The organism is Bradyrhizobium neotropicale, from assembly GCF_001641695.1.
GTDB lineage: Bacteria > Pseudomonadota > Alphaproteobacteria > Rhizobiales > Xanthobacteraceae > Bradyrhizobium > Bradyrhizobium neotropicale.
Genome location: NZ_LSEF01000004.1, coordinates 1 through 17,789, shown reverse-complemented (window position 1 = coordinate 17,789; position 17,789 = coordinate 1). Strand labels below are relative to the sequence as shown.

Genomic DNA, 17,789 nt, shown 5'->3' with positions numbered 1-17,789 from the left:
CTGGCAGCTGGTCGGGACAATATCTGGTCGAGACTGCTCGGCGGGATGCAGGTTCTCTTTGCAACTCTGCCGCCCTATTGGCTTGCGACCATCCTGCTCGTTGTTTTCGCCATTGAGCTTCGTATCTTCCCGGTCGCAGGAGGAGACTCGCCGATCGCCCTGGTTCTGCCGACGCTGGCCTTGGCGCTCGAACTGTCGGGGTTCTTCGGGCAGGTTGTCATCAGCGAATTCTCGTGCGTGCTCGAGCAGCCTTTCGTGACCTCGGCGCGGATGCGCGGGATGAGCGATCTGGGCGTCCGCTTCCGCCATGTCCTTCGCCATGCAGCTTTGCCCGGCATCACCTTATCCGGATGGGCTCTGGGTAAGCTGCTTTCGGGTGCCGTCCTGGTCGAGGCTGTCTTTGCTCGTCAGGGACTTGGGGGCGTGCTTGTCACGGCGACCTCCACCCGCGACGTTCCCGTCGTCTCCGGCGTGATCCTGGTCTCCGCCGGCCTGTTTGTCCTCACTAGCACCGTTGTCGATCTCGCCTACGGGATCGTCGATCCCAGGATCAAGCTGACATGAGCAGTTCCGAAGTGCTTGGCGGAGCCGGCGCATTCCCGCATCTGCTGCAGACGCTGGCAAGGGTGCGTACTGTCCCTCTGCGGGTCTACGTAGCTGTCACGGTCGTCGGATTCTTTCTTGCTGCGGCGATCGCACCCAAGTGGCTCGAGACGCACGATCCACTGGCGATTGATTTGACGGCCTCGTTGCAAGCGCCGTCAATCGCGCACTGGCTTGGGACGGATCAATCGGGCCGGGATCTTTACTCCCGAATTGTCGAGGGGGCAGGTCAGTCGCTCTCGATCGGCCTTGGCGCGACCGCGTTGAGTCTTTTCCTTGCACTCGTTCTCGGCGTCACGGCCGGACTTGCTGATGGGGCTGTGGATACAGTTCTGAGCCGGCTCTTCGATGTCCTCTTTGCGCTACCGACGCTGTTTCTGGCGCTTCTCTTCGTGGCCGTCTTCGGAACAACGGTCCTGACCGAGATCATAGCGGTCGGGCTCGGCACCGCGCCCGGCTATGCGCGTATGATAAGGGGGCAGGTCCTCACTGTGAAAAGCGCTGGCTATGTCGAGGCTGCCAAGGCGCTCGGGCATCCTTACGTCCGTATTGTGCGCAGGCATATTCTCCCGAACGCCGTGAGCCCGCTCACCGCCATGATGACGCTCGGCGTTGGCCAAGCCATCATCTGGGCATCAGGACTTGCCTTTCTGGGTCTTGGCGTCGCTCCGCCGGCGCCTGAATGGGGTGCGCTGCTCAATGCGGGACGCAACTACGTGATCTATGCCTGGTGGCTCGAGATCATGCCGGGCCTTGCCGTGGTCGTCTTTGCGCTCAGCGTCACCGTGCTCGGTCGCTATCTCGGAGATCGCCTGGAAGGGAAGAGCTGATATGCTGCACTTGGTCCAGCCTGAGGCGCAACTTCTCACGGTCGATTCGCTACGTGTCTGCTTCGCTCGGAACGTGGCTGAGGGCACGGCCGTGCGCGGTGTGTCCTTCTCGCTTGCGCCGGGGCGGTGCCTTGCGATCGTCGGCGAATCCGGTTCTGGCAAGAGTGTGACCGCTCGCGTTCTCGTGGGTCTCGCCGGTCACAGAGCTCGTGTTCATGCGCGGAGGCTGAACTTTGCGGGGACGGATCTGACGGGTCTTGATGATCGCGCCTGGCGGCGCATCCGTGGCAAGGATATCGGTTTCGTTCTGCAGGATGCCCTCGTCTCGCTCGACCCGCTACGCCCAGTCGGGAAGGAAATCGGCGAAGGATTGCGCCTCCACCGCGCTATCGCCTCCCGCGAGGAGCTCGAACGCCAAGTCATCGGGCTCCTCAAGCTCGTTGGTGTCCAGGACGCCGAAATCAAGGCGCTGCAGCTGCCGCATCAATTGTCGGGCGGCCAGTGCCAGCGGGCGCTCATTGCCGCGGCCCTTGCGCTCGATCCTCGCCTCCTGATCGCCGACGAGCCGACCACGGCCCTCGACGTCACCGTGCAAGCTCAGGTCCTAGGCCTGCTTGAAGAGACCAAGGCGCGCGGCAAGGCCCTCATCCTGATCAGCCATGATTTGGCGGTGGTCTCGCGCATGGCGGACGAGGTCCTGGTCATGCGCCAAGGCGAGGTCATCGAGCGCGGATCGGCAGACCAGATCTTTCGCGATCCGCAGCACGCCTATACCCGCCAGCTCCTGGACGCCGTCCCCTCAGGTCGACCGCGCGGCTCGCGCCTGTCATCATCGCCGGCTCCTCGGCTACTGAGACAGCACGGCCGGCCGCCGGAGCAGTCTGCCGCAAGATCCTCTCAAATCGTGCTCAAGGCGACAGATCTTGTAAAGCGCTTTAGAGGGCCGGACGGAATCTTGCGAACTGTTGTGAACGGGGTCTCCTTCGAGCTGCGATCGGGCGAAACTCTGGGGCTTGTCGGCGAGTCGGGATCAGGCAAGTCCACGACGGCACGCATGGTCTTGGCGCTGGACTTGCCGGATCAAGGAGCCGTGCTGTTGCAGGGGAAAGCATGGACCACACTGACCGAGCGCCAGCGCAGGGCGCGACGCCGCTCAATTTCCGTGATCTACCAGGATCCTCTCAGCTCCTTTGACCCACGCTGGACTGTGGGGCGCATCCTGTCCGATAGCCTCCTTGGCGACGCCGAGACGAGGCCGGAGCGACAAGAGCGCGTCGCCGAACTCCTCTATCTCGTTGGCCTGTCACCGGCTTTCCTCAATCGACGGCCCCTTGAGCTCTCGGGCGGCCAGCGCCAGCGCGTTGCCATCGCGCGCGCGATCGCGCCAAGGCCAAAGGTGATCGTCTGTGATGAACCGGTCTCCGCGCTCGACGTTTCGATCCAGGCGCAGATCTTGGACCTGCTTGGGGATCTGAAGGCCCAGTTAGGGGTGAGCTATCTCTTCATTTCGCATGATCTTGGCGTTGTCCGCCATCTTAGCGACCGTGTCATGGTCATGCGGGATGGGCGGGTCGTGGAGAGCGGGGATACGGAAGCGATTTTTGCGGAACCTCAGCACGACTACACGCGCGATCTCCTGGCGGCGGTCCCCACCTTGCGGGGGCGACAGCCTCAGGCCCATCGTGACTGAAATAGCTTGGCGGCGGTTTGAATTTATCTGCCTAACGGGCTCGTGGGCGGTCAATGTCCCGCGTCAAGAGCGGGCCTTTAGGCGAATTGGTGCCGCCTTACACCTCGAAGAACCCGCTTGGCTGCCGACCCACCATTGTCACGGCCCGCCCGAAAGAGCGGATGAAGTGGAAAAGAGAAGACGTCGATCCCGCGGCCTGGACCCGGTCCCGCTATACGATCGCCTCGACTTGCACCACCGAACATGGAGATGAATCGCATCTCCCGTCGAATGCCGCGAAGCTCTCCGGGATCGATCCGAGAGGCATTTTTAACCGACGCCGTCGGCCGGATCCTTCGGCGGATATTCTTAAGAGCGCTCTCGACGAGCTCCGACGGTGGACTTATATTTGGTTTCCAAAACTCGGAAAACGCGACCCAACGCGGGAGCCGAGGTTCTATCGAGGATGGACGTGGGGACGATGTCGGAAATCTCTTGGCGACGGGATGGGATCGATTCTGGCTGGTTCATCGCCGATAGCATCGGATCAGTCCGAAGCACTGCCAGTTACGGAAGACCGGGAGGATGGTGGTTTCTCCCCGCCTGGTTACCTGACAGGAAAGAGAACGACATCGGTCCCTTCAAGACAAATGCTGCCGCATTTAGGGAAGCTGAGCGTCTGGCTGCCGCCCAAGATCAAGCCGCACGGAATTGACCGCGGAATTGGTAGTTCCTGAAGGTCGTACAGTACCGAAGCATCGCCTATCTCCCAGCCCTTATCAATAAAGCGGTCTCGACGCTTTGATGTGTGCCAGCCTGAATGGCTAACCAGGCGGGCCGCTCGTTCGCTTTGGCTGGCGTGATGCAACGGACGACCTGGCCCACGGGATCAACGGCCATTCACGGTTCGATTCCTCTTCCCGCTTGGCTCCCTGATAGTCGACTTCGCGCTCAGCTTCGTGCAGTCGGGACAGGATTCGAAGGCAGAACAATGTAGTCGTGGAGGCACGAGTTATGCTCCCAGTCTCATCACTACGCGCGATCTCTTTCCTCTGTCCGTAGCCAGTCAGAGTAGCATGCGCCGATCCTGCGGCAATCCGTCAAAGGACTCGAGAAGCATCCAACGTGGAGCCTATATCGCTGGATCTCTACAAGAGGCAACGGCGTTTCAAACGGCAAGCGCAATGCGTTCCGACGACTCTGATGTAAGGCGTTGAAGATCTCGCCACCGTAAATTCGTGTCGGTAAGGCGCACCTCTCTTGGAAGGATTGCATCCTTGGAAGGATTTCATCCTTGCCCGCGCACGGCTGCAGCGCCGCAAATTTCTTTCTGGTCCCCGCCGAATCTCGTGGAGACGTCGCGTCGACGCCGAGTGCTTTGGCGGCATCGCGATGGCACCAAGCTTCTTGTGGTTTGCGCGATCATGGCCAGGCCGGGAGGAGGCGAGGGGCCCAAAGGGGCTCGCCCAATCAACAGCTATAAGAGTAGCGGTGATCTGTGAATCATCCCTGCTTCGGCGGCTCGCAAGAGGATCTATCGGTTGGCTCGATCTCGACCGATCTCAAATTTTTTCGAACGTAAGAAGACTTTCGCCCTGAGGTTCCATGGTGGCTCGTTTTCATAAGAATGGCCGCGCTGGATCTCTGCGCCTTCCCGATGCCTTGGTCCGCGCGGATTTGGCGCTGCCCATTGTGCGTTGGCGCACGAAATGGCCTGCGCAGGTGAGGGCATGCCAGTTGGAACTTGCAATCGTGTTCAATGTCAGACAGCGGCACGGTTTTGTCAGCTTTAACGCATCTGGCTTCATTTTTCGGCGTTTAGTTTTTTTGACGTCCTGTCAATCGCTTAGGCCGGGGTGGTGTGGCTGGCATGGAGGTTGCTGTCCGATGAAGTGACAGTAGCCGACTGCTCAGTGGGTTCTGGCGTGCAAAGGCAAGCGACGCTCTCCTCCTTTGGAGCCGCGTGCCGCTTCCTAAGAGAGCAACAAGCTCGCGCATGGCTCGCTGAAGTGTGGTCATCGGCTAACGGAGAGGGAACATGACTTCACCAAGACAAAATGCATCTTGCGAGGAGAAAGCTACTGGCACCTCCAGGATCTCGCGGGATACGCCGACGGCTCCAATGTCCAGAACCTCGCCGCTAGCGCTCGAGCTAGCAAGGGCATTGAACCGAGAGCGTAGTTATCAGCTGGCAACCTTTGCCTGGAGCGGGGCTGCCCAGTGCCGGGCATCGGCTACACTAGGTCCGGCATCAACACCTCAAATAATGAGAACGGCAGCGCAAGGACATGACTCGGGTCCTCGATCAGGTAGCTGGCAGGCAATGTCTACCGCGGCTCCTTCGGCTCGATCGGCCACACGCGCGCCTCTGGACATCTGGATCGTATGCCGAAAGAGATGACGGCGAGCTGTGGGCCGCCAAAGATGACGAGACGCGTGCTCTGAAATAGTCGGGCGTCGGCGGCTTGATGATCCGCCAAGACAGGGCGGGTCTCGAGCGGCTTGGCGCTACCTTCAAGAGGCTTAGGTGCAAGCCACAAAGCTTCGATCAACATGAGGCCAACACGAAGCCGCTCACCATCGCACAGCATTGAAAGAATCTAAGAATGTCGCCAGCTATCGACGCCAATCGCGACGTCGGCATGCGTGAGGACCCAGCCGTCCAGCCAGTGCCCCTATACTACTCCTCTTCAGATGCAGAATTTTTGCGCTACTGGAGCAGATCGGGCGATCGGGCGTCGGCCATAGCTGCGGTCAGGAAGCGAACCGAGGAGGCGATCAAAAAGACCGGAATAGGCCTACAGTTATCTTCCGAAAATCTTAGCGGTTATGATCTATCGGAATTTTCGTTGCAGCGATCTGTCCTGAACCGTGCGCAGCTCCACGGCGCGAAGCTCGATGGAGCCGATTTGTCTGAAGCCAACCTTATCTGCCCAGGACTGGAAAAAGCGAGCTTTCGCAGAGCCAAGCTCGACTTCGCCTATATGCATGCAATGGCTGCGCAAGTATGCAATTTCGATGATGCGAGTTTACGCAACGTCATCGATGCAACCGGCAGCCTGTTCCACGGCTGCAGCATGAGACGGACGCGTTTTGACAAGGCGATTTTAAGTGGCGTGCTCTTCTACCAGTGCGACGCCGCCCATGCGGTCTTCGAGGGCGCCGAATTGCAGGGTTCCATCATCAATGAGTGCTTCCTTCCGCTGTCTTCATTCCGCTTTGCCAAGCTGAACCAGGTGACGATGACGAAGGCCCATCTGGCCGGTTCCTCGTTTTGCCGCTCAAGGGGCGAGAGTTTGTCGATTCTGCGCCCCACCTCGATTGATGATCTTGTTCTGGAAGACGCGCATCTTCCGCACTTCAGGCTTTCAAAGGCGAGCGGACGCATTCTCGCCAAAGCGATCAACGCGCCATTTGCGGATTTCAGTTTCTCAAATCTTTCGAGGGCGGAGCTTGAGCAGGCAGACCTAACGGAGGCGCGGTTTGTGTCTGTCAATTTGAGCGAGGCGAACCTGTCCGGTGCGGTGTTGAACGGTGCATCTATCCGTTCATCTCAGCTTGATGGAGCTGACCTATCTCATGCGTCAGGGGAGACCATTTCTATTGTGGAGAGCACAATACGATCCGCAAAATTCAATGGCTTTCGCGGCCGCTGCGCGTTTACACGCGACTGCGACATGACGACTTCGGACTTCGCACAGGCCTATCTATACCGATCAATGATCACCGGAGATCCTCCGCAATCCATGGCGTTGAACGACGCCAATTTTGAGGGCGCCAACCTCGTTCAGTCGTATATCGCGGCAGGAATGGCCGGAAGTAGCCTCGAGGCTGCCCGCACCGCATACGCTCGGATGAACCAATCGTCGCTCCGAAAGGCAAATTTGAGCGGGATATCGCCTTTTCAAGCAAGCTTCGTAAAGGCTGACTTTTCAGATGCGACGATTACGACATTCGAGCCGCCGTTCTTTGCAGACCGATGTCCCGGACTCGGGACTGCCTTGAAGCACCTCAAGGATCCACACAGCGCAACTTCACGGTACTTAACCGACTTTTCGTTGTTGATGGGACGTGGCCGAAATGGGTCAACCTGACTTTCTGCAACCGAGTCATCGGTTTGGACGAGATGCCATGTCACGGTTGATTGAGCTGAAAGCAGAACAGGAGACTATTGGGCCGCTCAGCTTTCAGACGCCCTTTGGTCGACGGGCGCCTCCAAGGCGCTCTCCACCATCGATCCTGGGTATCGAGCTGGACCCACGTTGGATCTGACTCAGCAGCAAACCCGGTGCCAATTCGACAAATGGAAGTGCAAGTATGCATCTCACGTCTCTGTTAGACGGCAAGGCCTTCCTCACGGAGGTTGCCAGAACCGGCCAGACGATCGGCACAGTCCACACGCTCGGTGCGCTGCATGCAGGGCACGCGGAACTCATCAGAAGAGCCGCAGTCGAGAACGATGTGGCGATTGTCACTGTCTACCCGAACAAGATCCAGCTAAGGCCGGGTGACAACTACGACTTCAATCTGGACGAGGATGTCCTGTTTGCATTGCGCGCGGGCGCGACCGCTGTGATCTCGTCAAAGGACGCGGAGATGTTTCCGCCGGAATATCGAACATTGGTGTCCCAGGGCGAGTGTCAGGTTCGTTTGGGCGGACCAGAGGCGCTTCTGAAGGGGGCGATTACCGGCGCGATCCGCTGGATCTGCTACGCGCGCCCAACTCGCAGTTATTTCGGCCTAAAGGATATCCAACAGGCGATTCTGGTGAAGCGGGCTGTCGCAGACCTGCTGCTTGACTGCGAGATACGATTTGTGCCCACGGTGCGGTACAAAAATGGAGTACCGATGTCGTCGCGTTTGCGACGCTTCAGCCGTTCCGACCTTGATGAGCTTTCGTGTCTCTTTATGGCGCTCGACAATATAAGGAAAGAGATCGCTCGAGGAACCTCTTGCGTCAAAGATCTGATAGAATCGGCAATGCTGCAGATCAACTTCGGACAGTTTGAACTGAGGTTTCTTCGCATAGTTGATGCGGACAGCTTTGAAGACCAAGAGCACGTTGAACTCCCCTTCATCATCGTCGGATCGGTAGCAGCTCATCGCATTAAGGTGTTCGACAATATCTACGTTCCGGATCACAAAACTCTTCTGGATGGTCCTTCATATGTCTGGACCGATCTGCTCGAGTAGGTGCGAGCACCGTGACGACGATGCAAGTGATCGGTTTCAAAGGTTCAGCCGCGCTGAATTGCGGATCGGCAGATCAGCCCATGAAAACACGTTTGACGCGTGGCCTCTCATGCCAGTTGCTCGCGAGAGCGGTTCCGATCGCGTTGCGCCGGGGACTCGAAAGTCTCGATGTGCGCCGATGATGAAGACCTCTTCATTCAGCGCGGAATGTGTCGTCCGGGTACATTGTTATTAGATGTTCAGGCGAGCTCATTCGTCCCTTGGGACGTTTGAACCTAAGGTCTGAAAGTGTTCGGAAGTTAGTGTGATGCATAGCAGCAACGGCTGTAGAAGGGCGCGCGCGTGTCCGTCATGTGAGGTGATGCTCTTCTGAGTCCTTGCGTATTTATGCGCGCTGAACGCGCGGAGTCGGGTTGTCTACGTCCGGGCACTCCGAGTCGGCTGATCGGAAGCAGTGAAATGATACGATGCGACTAGAAGCCTGATGCCACGATAAATCACGTTTGCGATCACACAAAGGCCGCTGCGGTGAAGCAAGGCTGCAACTGGCAAGATGAAGATCCGTGCGCAATATCGTATCCTTCTCGTAGGTTCACGTTGCCCCCCCGCAGCTGCTCGCTGCAGACCGACGGGCCAGCGTGGGGCAAGGCGAGAGCAGCCTGCCTGCGCGCGAGCGTACGACGCGAATCTGCTATCCCGCGGTCGGTGACGGCGGTGCCGATATTGGTTGCGCAACGTCATCACTTCGAGCGCGGTACGCATCTGAGCGGTCGAGGCGGCAACCCAGGCGCGCGTCATTCAGGTTTGAGCTCCTGCCGCCGTTGCGATATCTTTCAGTTCGGGGGAACTGGCGGGTTCATCGAGAACTCCTCCGCTTCGGGCCTTTCGGCTAACGCATTCAGTACCATCAGGCTACTGCGACAATCGCGCCGATGGCGTTTCGCAGAAACGACGGCTGTCCTTGTTCGGTTTCAGATAGAGGTAGAACGACCGCCGGATTCAAAACGCCGGCCGCCGGCTACTCGAAATTGCTAAGCAATTCAGAAGAGTGACGCGTTGAGCTGCTTTGGCACAGCTATTGCTATAGAGAGTCGGCAGCATTGACGGACGGCCGAGTGCATTCAAACGCGCAAGCTAAGCGGTGCTCGCCGGGGAAAACGAGTGCCGAAAGAGAGAAGCTTGCCATGAGGGAAGTTCTCCTCCTCGCCAAGTGCGACCCGATGCCGGGGCGCGTTGCGGTAGGCGAAGGATGTTGAGTCGTATTGAAGCTCATCGAGAGTAGCCCTTCGTTGTTTGACACTTGCTCGACGACAATTGGGTGACGGCAAAAAAGGAGAACGGTACGGTGCCAATCGACTATCCCGCAGTACTCAATCTTAGGACCGAAGCCGCTCTGTATTCCTGGACCGATCGCGAGGTGATGCTTTATGCGCTTGGTATCGGCATGGGCTCAGATCCGCTGAACGAAAAGGAGCTACAGTTTGTAAATGAGGCATTTGCAACACCCAAGTCTCTGAAGGTAGTTCCGACCTTCGCGTCGGTCTGCGTCTGGGGGGCGCTACCCGGATTGATCGATCTCAATCGCGTCATGGTCGTTGATGGCGAGCGCGACATTACGTTTCACAAATCGATCCCTGTGGCGGCAAGGGTAACTGCGGATTCGCGCGTGTGCGGCGTGTACGATAAGGGCAAAGAGAAGGGCGCAATCATTCAGAACGAAGTCATGGTCAGAAATTTCGAGAGTGAGAAGATAGTAACCATCGTATCTTCAACCTTTGCGAAGGGCGACGGCGGCTTTGGTGGACCATCGGAGGGATTGCCCGAGCCGCACCGAGTACCCCGCCGAGCGCCTGATAGATCAATCGATTTCCCGATCCGGCCCGACCAGGCGCTAATCTACCGTCTGTCGGGTGATCGAAATCCTCTGCATACCGATCCGGAATTCGCGCGTCGCGCTGGTTTTCCCAAGCCCATTCTCCATGGCATGTGCACCTATGGACTGACCTGTAGGGCCGTGTTGCAGACCTATGCCGACTACGACCCCTCTGCCTTCCGCCGTCATCGAGTCCGATTTTCTGCCCCGGTGTTTCCAGGTGAGATCATTACGGTCAATCTTTGGAAGGACGGCGATTCTATTTCGTTCGAAGCTCATGTTCGAGAGCGTCAAGTCACCGTTGCCAGGAATGGGCAGACTGTGCTGGGTTAACCGTTCTTCGGGCATTGCGCATGGATGAAGACCTGGCCCGTGACGCGTCGGAACCACCAAATTGGCATGCCAGAATGCTTCAACGACCATTTGCCGGGATCTCTGTCCCGAGCCGGCTCTGAGATATTTCGAAAGAGGAACGGATCGGCTCACGAGAGAAAGCGATGCGTGTTGGTGCGCGTAATTGGTGTTTACTTGGTAACTGGCGCCAACCGACCAAAGTTGTCGGGATGCCGACGACCGTGCGAGGAGATGTATCGAGAGAGTTCAGCAGCCGTTTCGCAACAAGCCTCCGGTGCTCCGGTTCAGGGATCGGCGTCGAGTGTTATCTTCTCGGCGTTTTGTGGCTAACGCGCGGCACGCGCTTTCCACCATAAAGCAAATGCCTTCCTTGTTTCAGATCAGTCAATTTGTTGTCAACTCGACGTTGCGAAGGCATAGCAATTCGTACCACTGACACTGGCCCAAATCCTGCACAGCGCGTGGAAAGTGCGGAGCACAACAGCCGGAGACGCGTTTGGATCTCGATCTGCAAAGGATGATGCGTTCGCATGCCCTCCGATGCGAGCTCAACGTGCAGACGCAGCACTGTTGAGTGCGGCCTCTTTTATTGAAGATTGGTTGGCATTCGCAACTGGCGAAACAAACGTAGAGGTAGGGCCAGGAGTCGTACCGTGATGCTGCGACTGCTCGAAGTGCCGCCTCCGGAATGACGAAAGTGTCGGGTTCATGGCTGCGCCATGCACTGGAATGGAACAGAACAAAAACGAAAGCGAATCAATGTCAAAAAACCTGATCGACTTGCTCGCCATCCTCGATCTCGAGCGAATCGAGGTGAACCTGTTTCGCGGCAAGAGCCCAAACCCAAGCTTGCAACGAGTGTTCGGCGGCCAGGTGATCGGACAGTCTATGGTAGCGGCATCCCGCACCGTGAACGGTCGGCTGGCGCACTCGCTGCATGGGTATTTCATCCAGGCCGGCGACCCGCAGATTCCGATACTTTACACGGTCGACCCCCTGCGCGACGGCAAGAGCTATTCGACCCGGCGCGTCACCGCGATTCAACGCGGCAAGGCAATCTTCTGCATCATCGTGTCGTTTCACGCCGAGGAGCAGGAAGCCTTTGACCACCAGTGTAAGATGCCCGAAGTGTCTCCGCCGGCAAAGCTCACCATCGAGGAGTTGTCTAAGCAGCCGATCTTTCGCGAGATGCCGACATGCATCCGCCGGTACTATGCGCCCGATCGTCCTATTGAATTGCGGCCGGTCGAGATCGGCCGTTATGTCGGCCAGAAGATCAATGATGGCCGCTTTCACATCTGGATTAAGACCGCGGCGAAGCTGCCCGATGATCCGGCGCTGCACATGTGCGCGTTGGCCTATGCCTCGGACTTGTCGCTGCTCGATGCCGTGATGGCGCGCTATGGCCGAACGCTGTTCGACGGGCGCATGATATCGGCTAGTCTCGACCACGCAATGTGGTTTCACCGCCCGTTTCGGGCGGACGACTGGCTGCTTTACGCCAAAGACTCGCCGAGCGCGCAAGGCGGACGGGGCTTTACGCGAGGCTTGATCTTCAAGTCCGACGGCACACTGGTGGCGTCCGTCGCCCAGGAGGGCTCGGTGCGCGCGCGACTCTGAGTTGTAAGCTTAGCAATACGCATCTCCTGATCACAAACACAGGTGCTCGCCTTGGCGTCGGCAGTTATCCTGAGCAGTGAGGGATCTAAGGATTGAACGTAGGTACGAATTGCAGACGATTCGATCGCGCGGGGGCCTTCGCCGGGGTTCAGGTCCTACCCAGCTGCCGCAACAAAGCCGTTACGGGTTTCCGCGAAGAACTTCCGCTGTTCCTTGTCGTTTTTCTGACAACGCCGCACAACGTTATCAGGTTCAAACACTGGCAGCTGTTGCGGCGTGCGAACTTATTTGAGCGGAACCAGAAGTTTGATGCGCTTGAAATGTGTTGGCATAGCATTTGCTATTGAGAGGCGGCAACACTAAGCGGCGGACGGCTGAATGCGTCAAGAAGCAAGCAATGCAAGCCACGCGAGCCAGGTGCTCATTCGGCTGTGGTCCGTTTCAAAAGAAAGACGTGAGCGCGGGGATACGGAAGCTTGATGGAGCGCACCTACGCTTTGTTGAGACAAAGCACATTTCGGCGTTTAAGGAGGCCGAGTTTATCGACATGCAAATAGGACGCGGCCAGGTGGTCACGCCAACCAGTCTGCGGGCCTTCAAGGCAGGTTCGGCGCTTCACTCTGTTCCAGAAATAGAGCCCACTTCCTTTGTCCCTTGAGTCCAATGTTCATGGCACTCGGATTCGAGTTCATGGAAAGAGATTGTCGGTCTTTCACTACTGATTTCGCGAGCGCTCCAGACCTCGATGATTTGCTAATGAAAAGTCGCTCATAGGAGAACTCGATGGATCTCGCATTCACTAAAGAAGAACAAGAGTTCCGAGAGGAAATCCGACGGTTCTTGCGCAGCAATGTGCCTCCGCAGTTGCGGCGCAAGATGATCGAAGGCCGCCATACCTCGAAGGATGAGCTGGTCACCTGGTGGCGCATCCTCAACAAGAAGGGCTGGGGCGTCAGCCACTGGCCGAGGGAATATGGCGGGACAGGCTGGACCCCTGTGCAGAACTATATCTTCAAGGAGGAGCTGCAGATGTTTCCGGCGCCGACGCCGCTCGCGTTCGGTGTGAACATGGTCGGCCCGGTGATCTACACTTTCGGCAACGAGGCGCAAAAGAAATATCATCTGCCGCGGATCGCCAACGTCGACGATTGGTGGTGCCAAGGCTTTTCGGAACCGGGCGCGGGCTCGGATCTGGCCTCATTGAAAACGAATGCCAAGCGCAAAGGTGACAAGTGGATCATCAACGGCCAGAAGACTTGGACGACGCTGGCGCAATATGCAGACATGATCTTCTGTCTTTGCCGCACCGATCGGACTGCAAAAAAGCAGACTGGCATCTCCTTTCTCCTCGTCGACCTGAAGACCAAGGGCATCACTGTGCGCCCGATCCAGACCATCGACGGCGGCCATGAGATCAACGAGGTCTTCTTCGACGACGTTGAGGTGCCCGTCGAAAATCTCCTCGGCGAGGAGAACAAGGGATGGGACTACGCAAAGTTCCTGCTCGGTAACGAGCGCGCCGGGATCGCCCGTGTCGGTGTTTCGAAGGAGCGCATTCGTTTTATCAAGACACTGGCCTCGAACGTCGAGTCTTGCGGTCGGCCTATGATCGACGATCCCTCCTTCCGAGAGAAGCTCGCCACCTGCGAGATCGAGCTCAAAGCACTGGAGCTCACGCAGCTGCGCGTTGTCGCGAATGAAGGCAAGCATGGTAAGGACAAGCCCAATCCGGCATCTTCCATGCTCAAGATCAAGGGCTCGGAGATCCAGCAGATTACGACCGAACTCTTGATGGAAGTGATTGGGCCGTTCGCCGCGCCCTATGACGAGCATCCCGATTCTTCAGTCGAGTCGATGGAATGGACCGCGCAAATCGCGCCGAGCTACTTCAACAACCGCAAGCTCTCGATCTACGGCGGCTCCGATGAGATCCAGCGCAACATCATCGCCAAGATAGTGCTGGGACTTTGATTCGTCTCGCTTGTCCTGCAGGAGCGAGGTTAGGAAGTCTAACTCAGATCTGTTGCGAGGGAAACTGAAGAGAATGGAATTCGAGTTATCCGAGGAGCAGCGGCTTCTGAAAGAAAGTGTCGATGGACTTTTGACCGAGGCCTACGATTTCGAGCAGCGCAAGAAATATATGAAGAAGGCCAGCTGGAGCAAAGCTATCTGGGGTCACCTCGCCGCGCAGGGGTTGCTTGGTTTGCCGTTTGTGGAAAGTGACGGCGGTTTTGGTGCGGGCGCGGTGGAGATCATGATCGTAATGGAGGCGTTTGGGAGAGCGCTGGTGCTAGAGCCGTATCTGGCTACAGTGGTGATCGGCGGCGGCTTCTTGCGCCACGGCGGCTCGACCGGGCAGAAGACCGGGCACATTCCGTCCATCATTGACGGCAGCAAGACCTTTGCGTTCGCCCAGCTCGAGAAGAACTCGCGCTATGACCTTCACGATGTCACCACTTCGGCGAAAAGGAAGGGGAAAGGGTGGGTAATCGATGGCGAGAAGTTTGTCGTCATAAATGGCGAGAACGCAGACACACTGGTCGTCACCGCGCGCACGAACGGCGAGCGTCGCGACAGAAGTGGGATCGGCGTCTTCCTCGTGCCCGCCGACGCGAAAGGCATCTTTAAAAATGCCTATCCCGTCCAGGATGGCCTGCATGCCGCGGACCTCACATTCACGGGCGTCGAGGTCGGCCCAGATGCTGCGGTAGGCGATCCCGAGAACGCGCTGCCGCTGATCGAGCGCGTTGTGGACGAGGCGCGCACCGCGCTGTGCGCGGAAGCGGTCGGCGCCATGGATGAATCGCTGAAGACCACTGTCGAATATCTCAAGACGCGAAAACAGTTCGGGGTGACAATCGGCAGCTTCCAGAGCTTGCAGCACCGGGCCGCGAACATGTTGGTGGCCCTCGAACAGGCTCGCTCGATGTCGATGTTCGCCACCATGGCCATCGAATCCGAGGACCCAGCCGAGCGTGCCAACGCAGTCGCGGCCGCCAAGGTGCAGATCAGCAGGTCAGGCAAATTCATTGGCCAGCAGTCGATCCAGCTCCATGGCGGGATTGGCATGACAATGGAGGCCAAGATCGGCCACTATTTTAAGCGGTTGACCATGATCGAGAACACGTTTGGTGATGCTGAGTATCACCTACGACGGGTTAGCGAAAGCGACGCGCTGATATAAGCTCTGCACAATAAGTCGCATTCCCGGCTTTAGTCGTGGTATTGCTCGACATGACCATCAAGCGACGCTGTCTGGCGCTGTGACGGCCCCCACACGCGCCGCTTGGTACGACCGGCATGACCGGCATTCGTCTGGCGAAAAGCTTCGCCTGGCGGCAGAATACATACGCCTCCCAAAGGGAGGCCCAATCGGCCGGACGGAACGCTCTCCAATCGCAGTCGATCGAACGAGCTCGGCGCTGGCTAGGGCTCACTTGGGTCATCGGAAAACCTCCTCTCCGAAGGCCTGGCTCTGGAAACCCTCAATATTCCCAGACAAAAGCGAGCGTTGCTACTCTCCGCAAATGCGGCGGCAGCGACTTCGTTCGAAGGGGGCCAATTTTGGATCCAGGTTGAGAAATGGAAGTCGAAGATATCGGCTCCCGTCTTGGGCTGTTGCTTGTTTCTGAGTTCACTCGGACACAGTCGGTAGCGTTGCGCTGGCTGAAGTCGATGACGTTGGAAGCCTGCATGGTGGTCGGGATAAAATTGGGAGCGTGTTATCGAGAATGGTCTCTCGGCTCGTCTTTCCATACACAAGCGCGAGGTCCAATTGTTCCGAAGCTGCCGATGCTCTTGTCGAACCCGATACGCGTCGTGAAGCAAACAGACTTAACATACAAAAGATCAGCGATTTCAAACTATGCGAGCTGGCACGCAGTTTCCTAAATCGTCCCCGACAGATTCAGACAGCGAGCGCGATTTGTTCGGTAGCGCAGTCGGCGAAGCGCCTACTGATCATGGTCGGAGCCGGTGGGGCAAGGCCCGATAGAAATAGCTGGTCTCACTGAAGCCTCCAGGCCGGATCATGTGGCTTTACCCCGCAGTTCTTTGGATCCATGAACCAGAGCAAATCTCGCTCAGGTGCGGGCACGAAAATTCCTCTGGCGGGGGGCAACGCTGCCACGCTCGGTACGCAAGCTCTGCGTGGTGTCGTGGGGCGGCTCGGCGCGACTACACGAGGCGCCGGTGACAAATCTCGCTCGATTGTCGTCAATCCGCTCTTCGTGTGCGGGCAGGAGTCGTTGTGGTTGATGCGCTCATCGTGCCCGCGTCCAGTGGGAATAGCTTGCGCAACGGGATTGGATCATCGCCGGGCGACGAGCGTGCACTAAGGACATAGAGATCAGCTTCCTGGCCATCCAATGATGGCGCTGGCTTGTGACTGACTTTCTATGTTGGGCCCCAATTCCCGCCTTCAGCCATCCCCGGGTGGACCGGTAACCCAAACAGTGTAGGAGAACGCATCTGCTGGCGTACAGCACCATTCTCTATGAAACAGATGACCGCCTTGCATGGATCACTCTAAAGATGAATGCGCATTCTATTAAACTTTGCGCCGAGATGCCGATCGCGATACCGAAGTTCGTGTTATTACGGTTGCGGGCGCTGGTGGACGCGCATTTTCGGCTGGCTTTGACATGGACGACGAAGATGAAAAAGGGCACGTGCGTCGAACCATCGAAGATTGGAAAAAGCGCCATAAACAAGACATCAAATTTACAAACTCCGTGTTCAATTGCTCCAAACCAGTCATTGCAATGATCAGCGGCTATTGTCTGGCAGGAGCCCTAGGCGGTGTGGACTCTAAGGATTCCCTTTTGAGAGCAAATCAGATTCAAGGCTTCTTTTTGGGAGGCGGCCTTGGGTGTGATGGATCGTTTGGTGTTGAGCGACGCGGCCTGGGAGCGCATGGCGCCGCTGATCATAGGCCGGCCCGACCAGAAGGGTTCGACCGGGCGGGACAACCGGATGTTCGTGGAAGGTGTGCTCTGGATCGTGCGTACAGGCTCTCCCTGGCGCGACCTTCCGGAGGCGTTCGGAGACTGGAACAGCGTATTCCGGCGCTTCAGTCGATGGAGCATCAAGGGTGTTTGGTGGCGGATCTTCGAGGCGATGTCTGATGATCCAGACTTCGAATATCTGATCGTCGATTCCACCATCGTCCGGGCGCATCAGCACGCCGCCGGGGCGAAAAAAGGGGGTCTGAAGATCAGGCGCTTGGCCGCTCGCGCGGCGGCCTGAGCACGAAGATACATATGGCCGTTCGCGGCTTGGGGTGTCCTGTACGGTTCACGCTCACCGCAGGCCAGAAGGGCGATGCACCACAGGCCGCCGCATTGATCGAGGGACTGCCGGCCGAGGTCGTCATCGCCGATACAGCCTATGACGCCGATCATTTGCGCCAAGACATCGCCGCCAAAAAGGCGCTCGCCGTCATCCCCAACAACCCGTCACGCGCCCTCAAATATCCGCTCGACAAACATCTCTATGCCCAGCGCCATCTCGTGGAATGCTGCTTCTCCAAACTCAAGCAGTTCCGCCGCGTCGCTACCCGCTTCGAAAAGACCGCCCGAAATTACCGAGCCGTCGTCACTCTCGCTGCCATCGTCCTATGGATGCGATAAGTGTCCACACCGCCTAG

General features: G+C 57.8%; 10 protein-coding genes and 1 pseudogene. All 11 read left to right on the top strand.

All coding sequences use genetic code 11. The features are described from left to right. The first annotated feature begins 45 nt into the window (after window positions 1-45). Window positions 46-564 carry an ABC transporter permease gene (locus tag AXW67_RS43530; RefSeq protein WP_245315308.1) on the top strand — a complete coding sequence of 173 codons (519 nt, stop codon included), beginning with the start codon at window positions 46-48 and terminating at the stop codon, window positions 562-564. Beyond that, window positions 561-1,433, top strand: a complete 873-nt coding sequence (locus tag AXW67_RS00245) for an ABC transporter permease (protein WP_082907698.1) — start codon at window positions 561-563, stop codon at window positions 1,431-1,433. Before AXW67_RS43530 ends, AXW67_RS00245 begins: the two co-directional genes overlap by 4 nt. Window position 1,434: 1 nt before the next feature. Next, a complete protein-coding gene (locus AXW67_RS00240) occupies window positions 1,435-3,123 on the top strand; it encodes a dipeptide ABC transporter ATP-binding protein (protein WP_082907697.1) in 1,689 nt (562 codons plus the stop codon). A gap of 2,585 nt (window positions 3,124-5,708) precedes the next feature. Further along, complete coding sequence (locus tag AXW67_RS00230; protein ID WP_082907696.1) at window positions 5,709-7,196, top strand: pentapeptide repeat-containing protein; 1,488 nt, start codon at window positions 5,709-5,711, stop codon at window positions 7,194-7,196. 223 nt (window positions 7,197-7,419) lie between these two features. Then, entirely contained in the window at window positions 7,420-8,295 is an 876-nt protein-coding gene (locus AXW67_RS00225) for a pantoate--beta-alanine ligase (RefSeq protein ID WP_063675723.1), read from the top strand. Window positions 8,296-9,640: 1,345 nt separating this feature from the next. Continuing rightward, window positions 9,641-10,501: a MaoC/PaaZ C-terminal domain-containing protein gene (locus AXW67_RS00220; RefSeq protein ID WP_063675750.1), complete on the top strand. Its 861-nt coding sequence runs from the start codon at window positions 9,641-9,643 to the stop codon at window positions 10,499-10,501. Between the two features lie 780 nt (window positions 10,502-11,281). Continuing rightward, on the top strand, window positions 11,282-12,142 hold the full coding sequence (locus AXW67_RS00215; RefSeq protein WP_063675749.1) for an acyl-CoA thioesterase: 861 nt from the start codon (window positions 11,282-11,284) through the stop codon (window positions 12,140-12,142). 783 nt (window positions 12,143-12,925) lie between these two features. Continuing rightward, window positions 12,926-14,113, top strand: a complete 1,188-nt coding sequence (gene pimC / locus AXW67_RS00205; protein ID WP_063675721.1) for a pimeloyl-CoA dehydrogenase large subunit — start codon at window positions 12,926-12,928, stop codon at window positions 14,111-14,113. A 73-nt stretch (window positions 14,114-14,186) separates the two neighbouring features. Beyond that, the gene (gene pimD, locus AXW67_RS00200; RefSeq protein WP_063675720.1) at window positions 14,187-15,326 is read left to right on the top strand and encodes a pimeloyl-CoA dehydrogenase small subunit; all 1,140 of its coding nucleotides are present in this window, start codon (window positions 14,187-14,189) and stop codon (window positions 15,324-15,326) included. A gap of 1,372 nt (window positions 15,327-16,698) precedes the next feature. Further along, window positions 16,699-16,929, top strand: a pseudogene (locus AXW67_RS44930) (enoyl-CoA hydratase-related protein); the annotation flags it as partial. A gap of 79 nt (window positions 16,930-17,008) precedes the next feature. Beyond that, window positions 17,009-17,772, top strand: a protein-coding gene (locus tag AXW67_RS39930) for an IS5 family transposase (RefSeq protein WP_145927316.1) whose coding sequence is annotated in 2 segments (ribosomal slippage) — window positions 17,009-17,344 and window positions 17,347-17,772 — 762 coding nt in all. Because the reading frame shifts where the segments join, the coding sequence is not laid out codon by codon here. Window positions 17,773-17,789 lie beyond the last annotated feature (17 nt).

Bases quoted from the DNA above. Each gene is read 5' to 3' on its own strand.
- AXW67_RS00240 (WP_082907697.1), top strand. From the start codon at position 1,435: ATGCTGCACTTGGTCCAGCCTGAGGCGCAACTTCTCACGGTCGATTCG.
- AXW67_RS00215 (WP_063675749.1), top strand. From the start codon at position 11,282: ATGTCAAAAAACCTGATCGACTTGCTCGCCATCCTCGATCTCGAGCGA.
- pimC (WP_063675721.1), top strand. From the start codon at position 12,926: ATGGATCTCGCATTCACTAAAGAAGAACAAGAGTTCCGAGAGGAAATC.
- AXW67_RS00245 (WP_082907698.1), top strand. From the start codon at position 561: ATGAGCAGTTCCGAAGTGCTTGGCGGAGCCGGCGCATTCCCGCATCTG.
- AXW67_RS00230 (WP_082907696.1), top strand. From the start codon at position 5,709: ATGTCGCCAGCTATCGACGCCAATCGCGACGTCGGCATGCGTGAGGAC.
- AXW67_RS43530 (WP_245315308.1), top strand. From the start codon at position 46: ATGCAGGTTCTCTTTGCAACTCTGCCGCCCTATTGGCTTGCGACCATC.
- pimD (WP_063675720.1), top strand. From the start codon at position 14,187: ATGGAATTCGAGTTATCCGAGGAGCAGCGGCTTCTGAAAGAAAGTGTC.
- AXW67_RS00225 (WP_063675723.1), top strand. From the start codon at position 7,420: ATGCATCTCACGTCTCTGTTAGACGGCAAGGCCTTCCTCACGGAGGTT.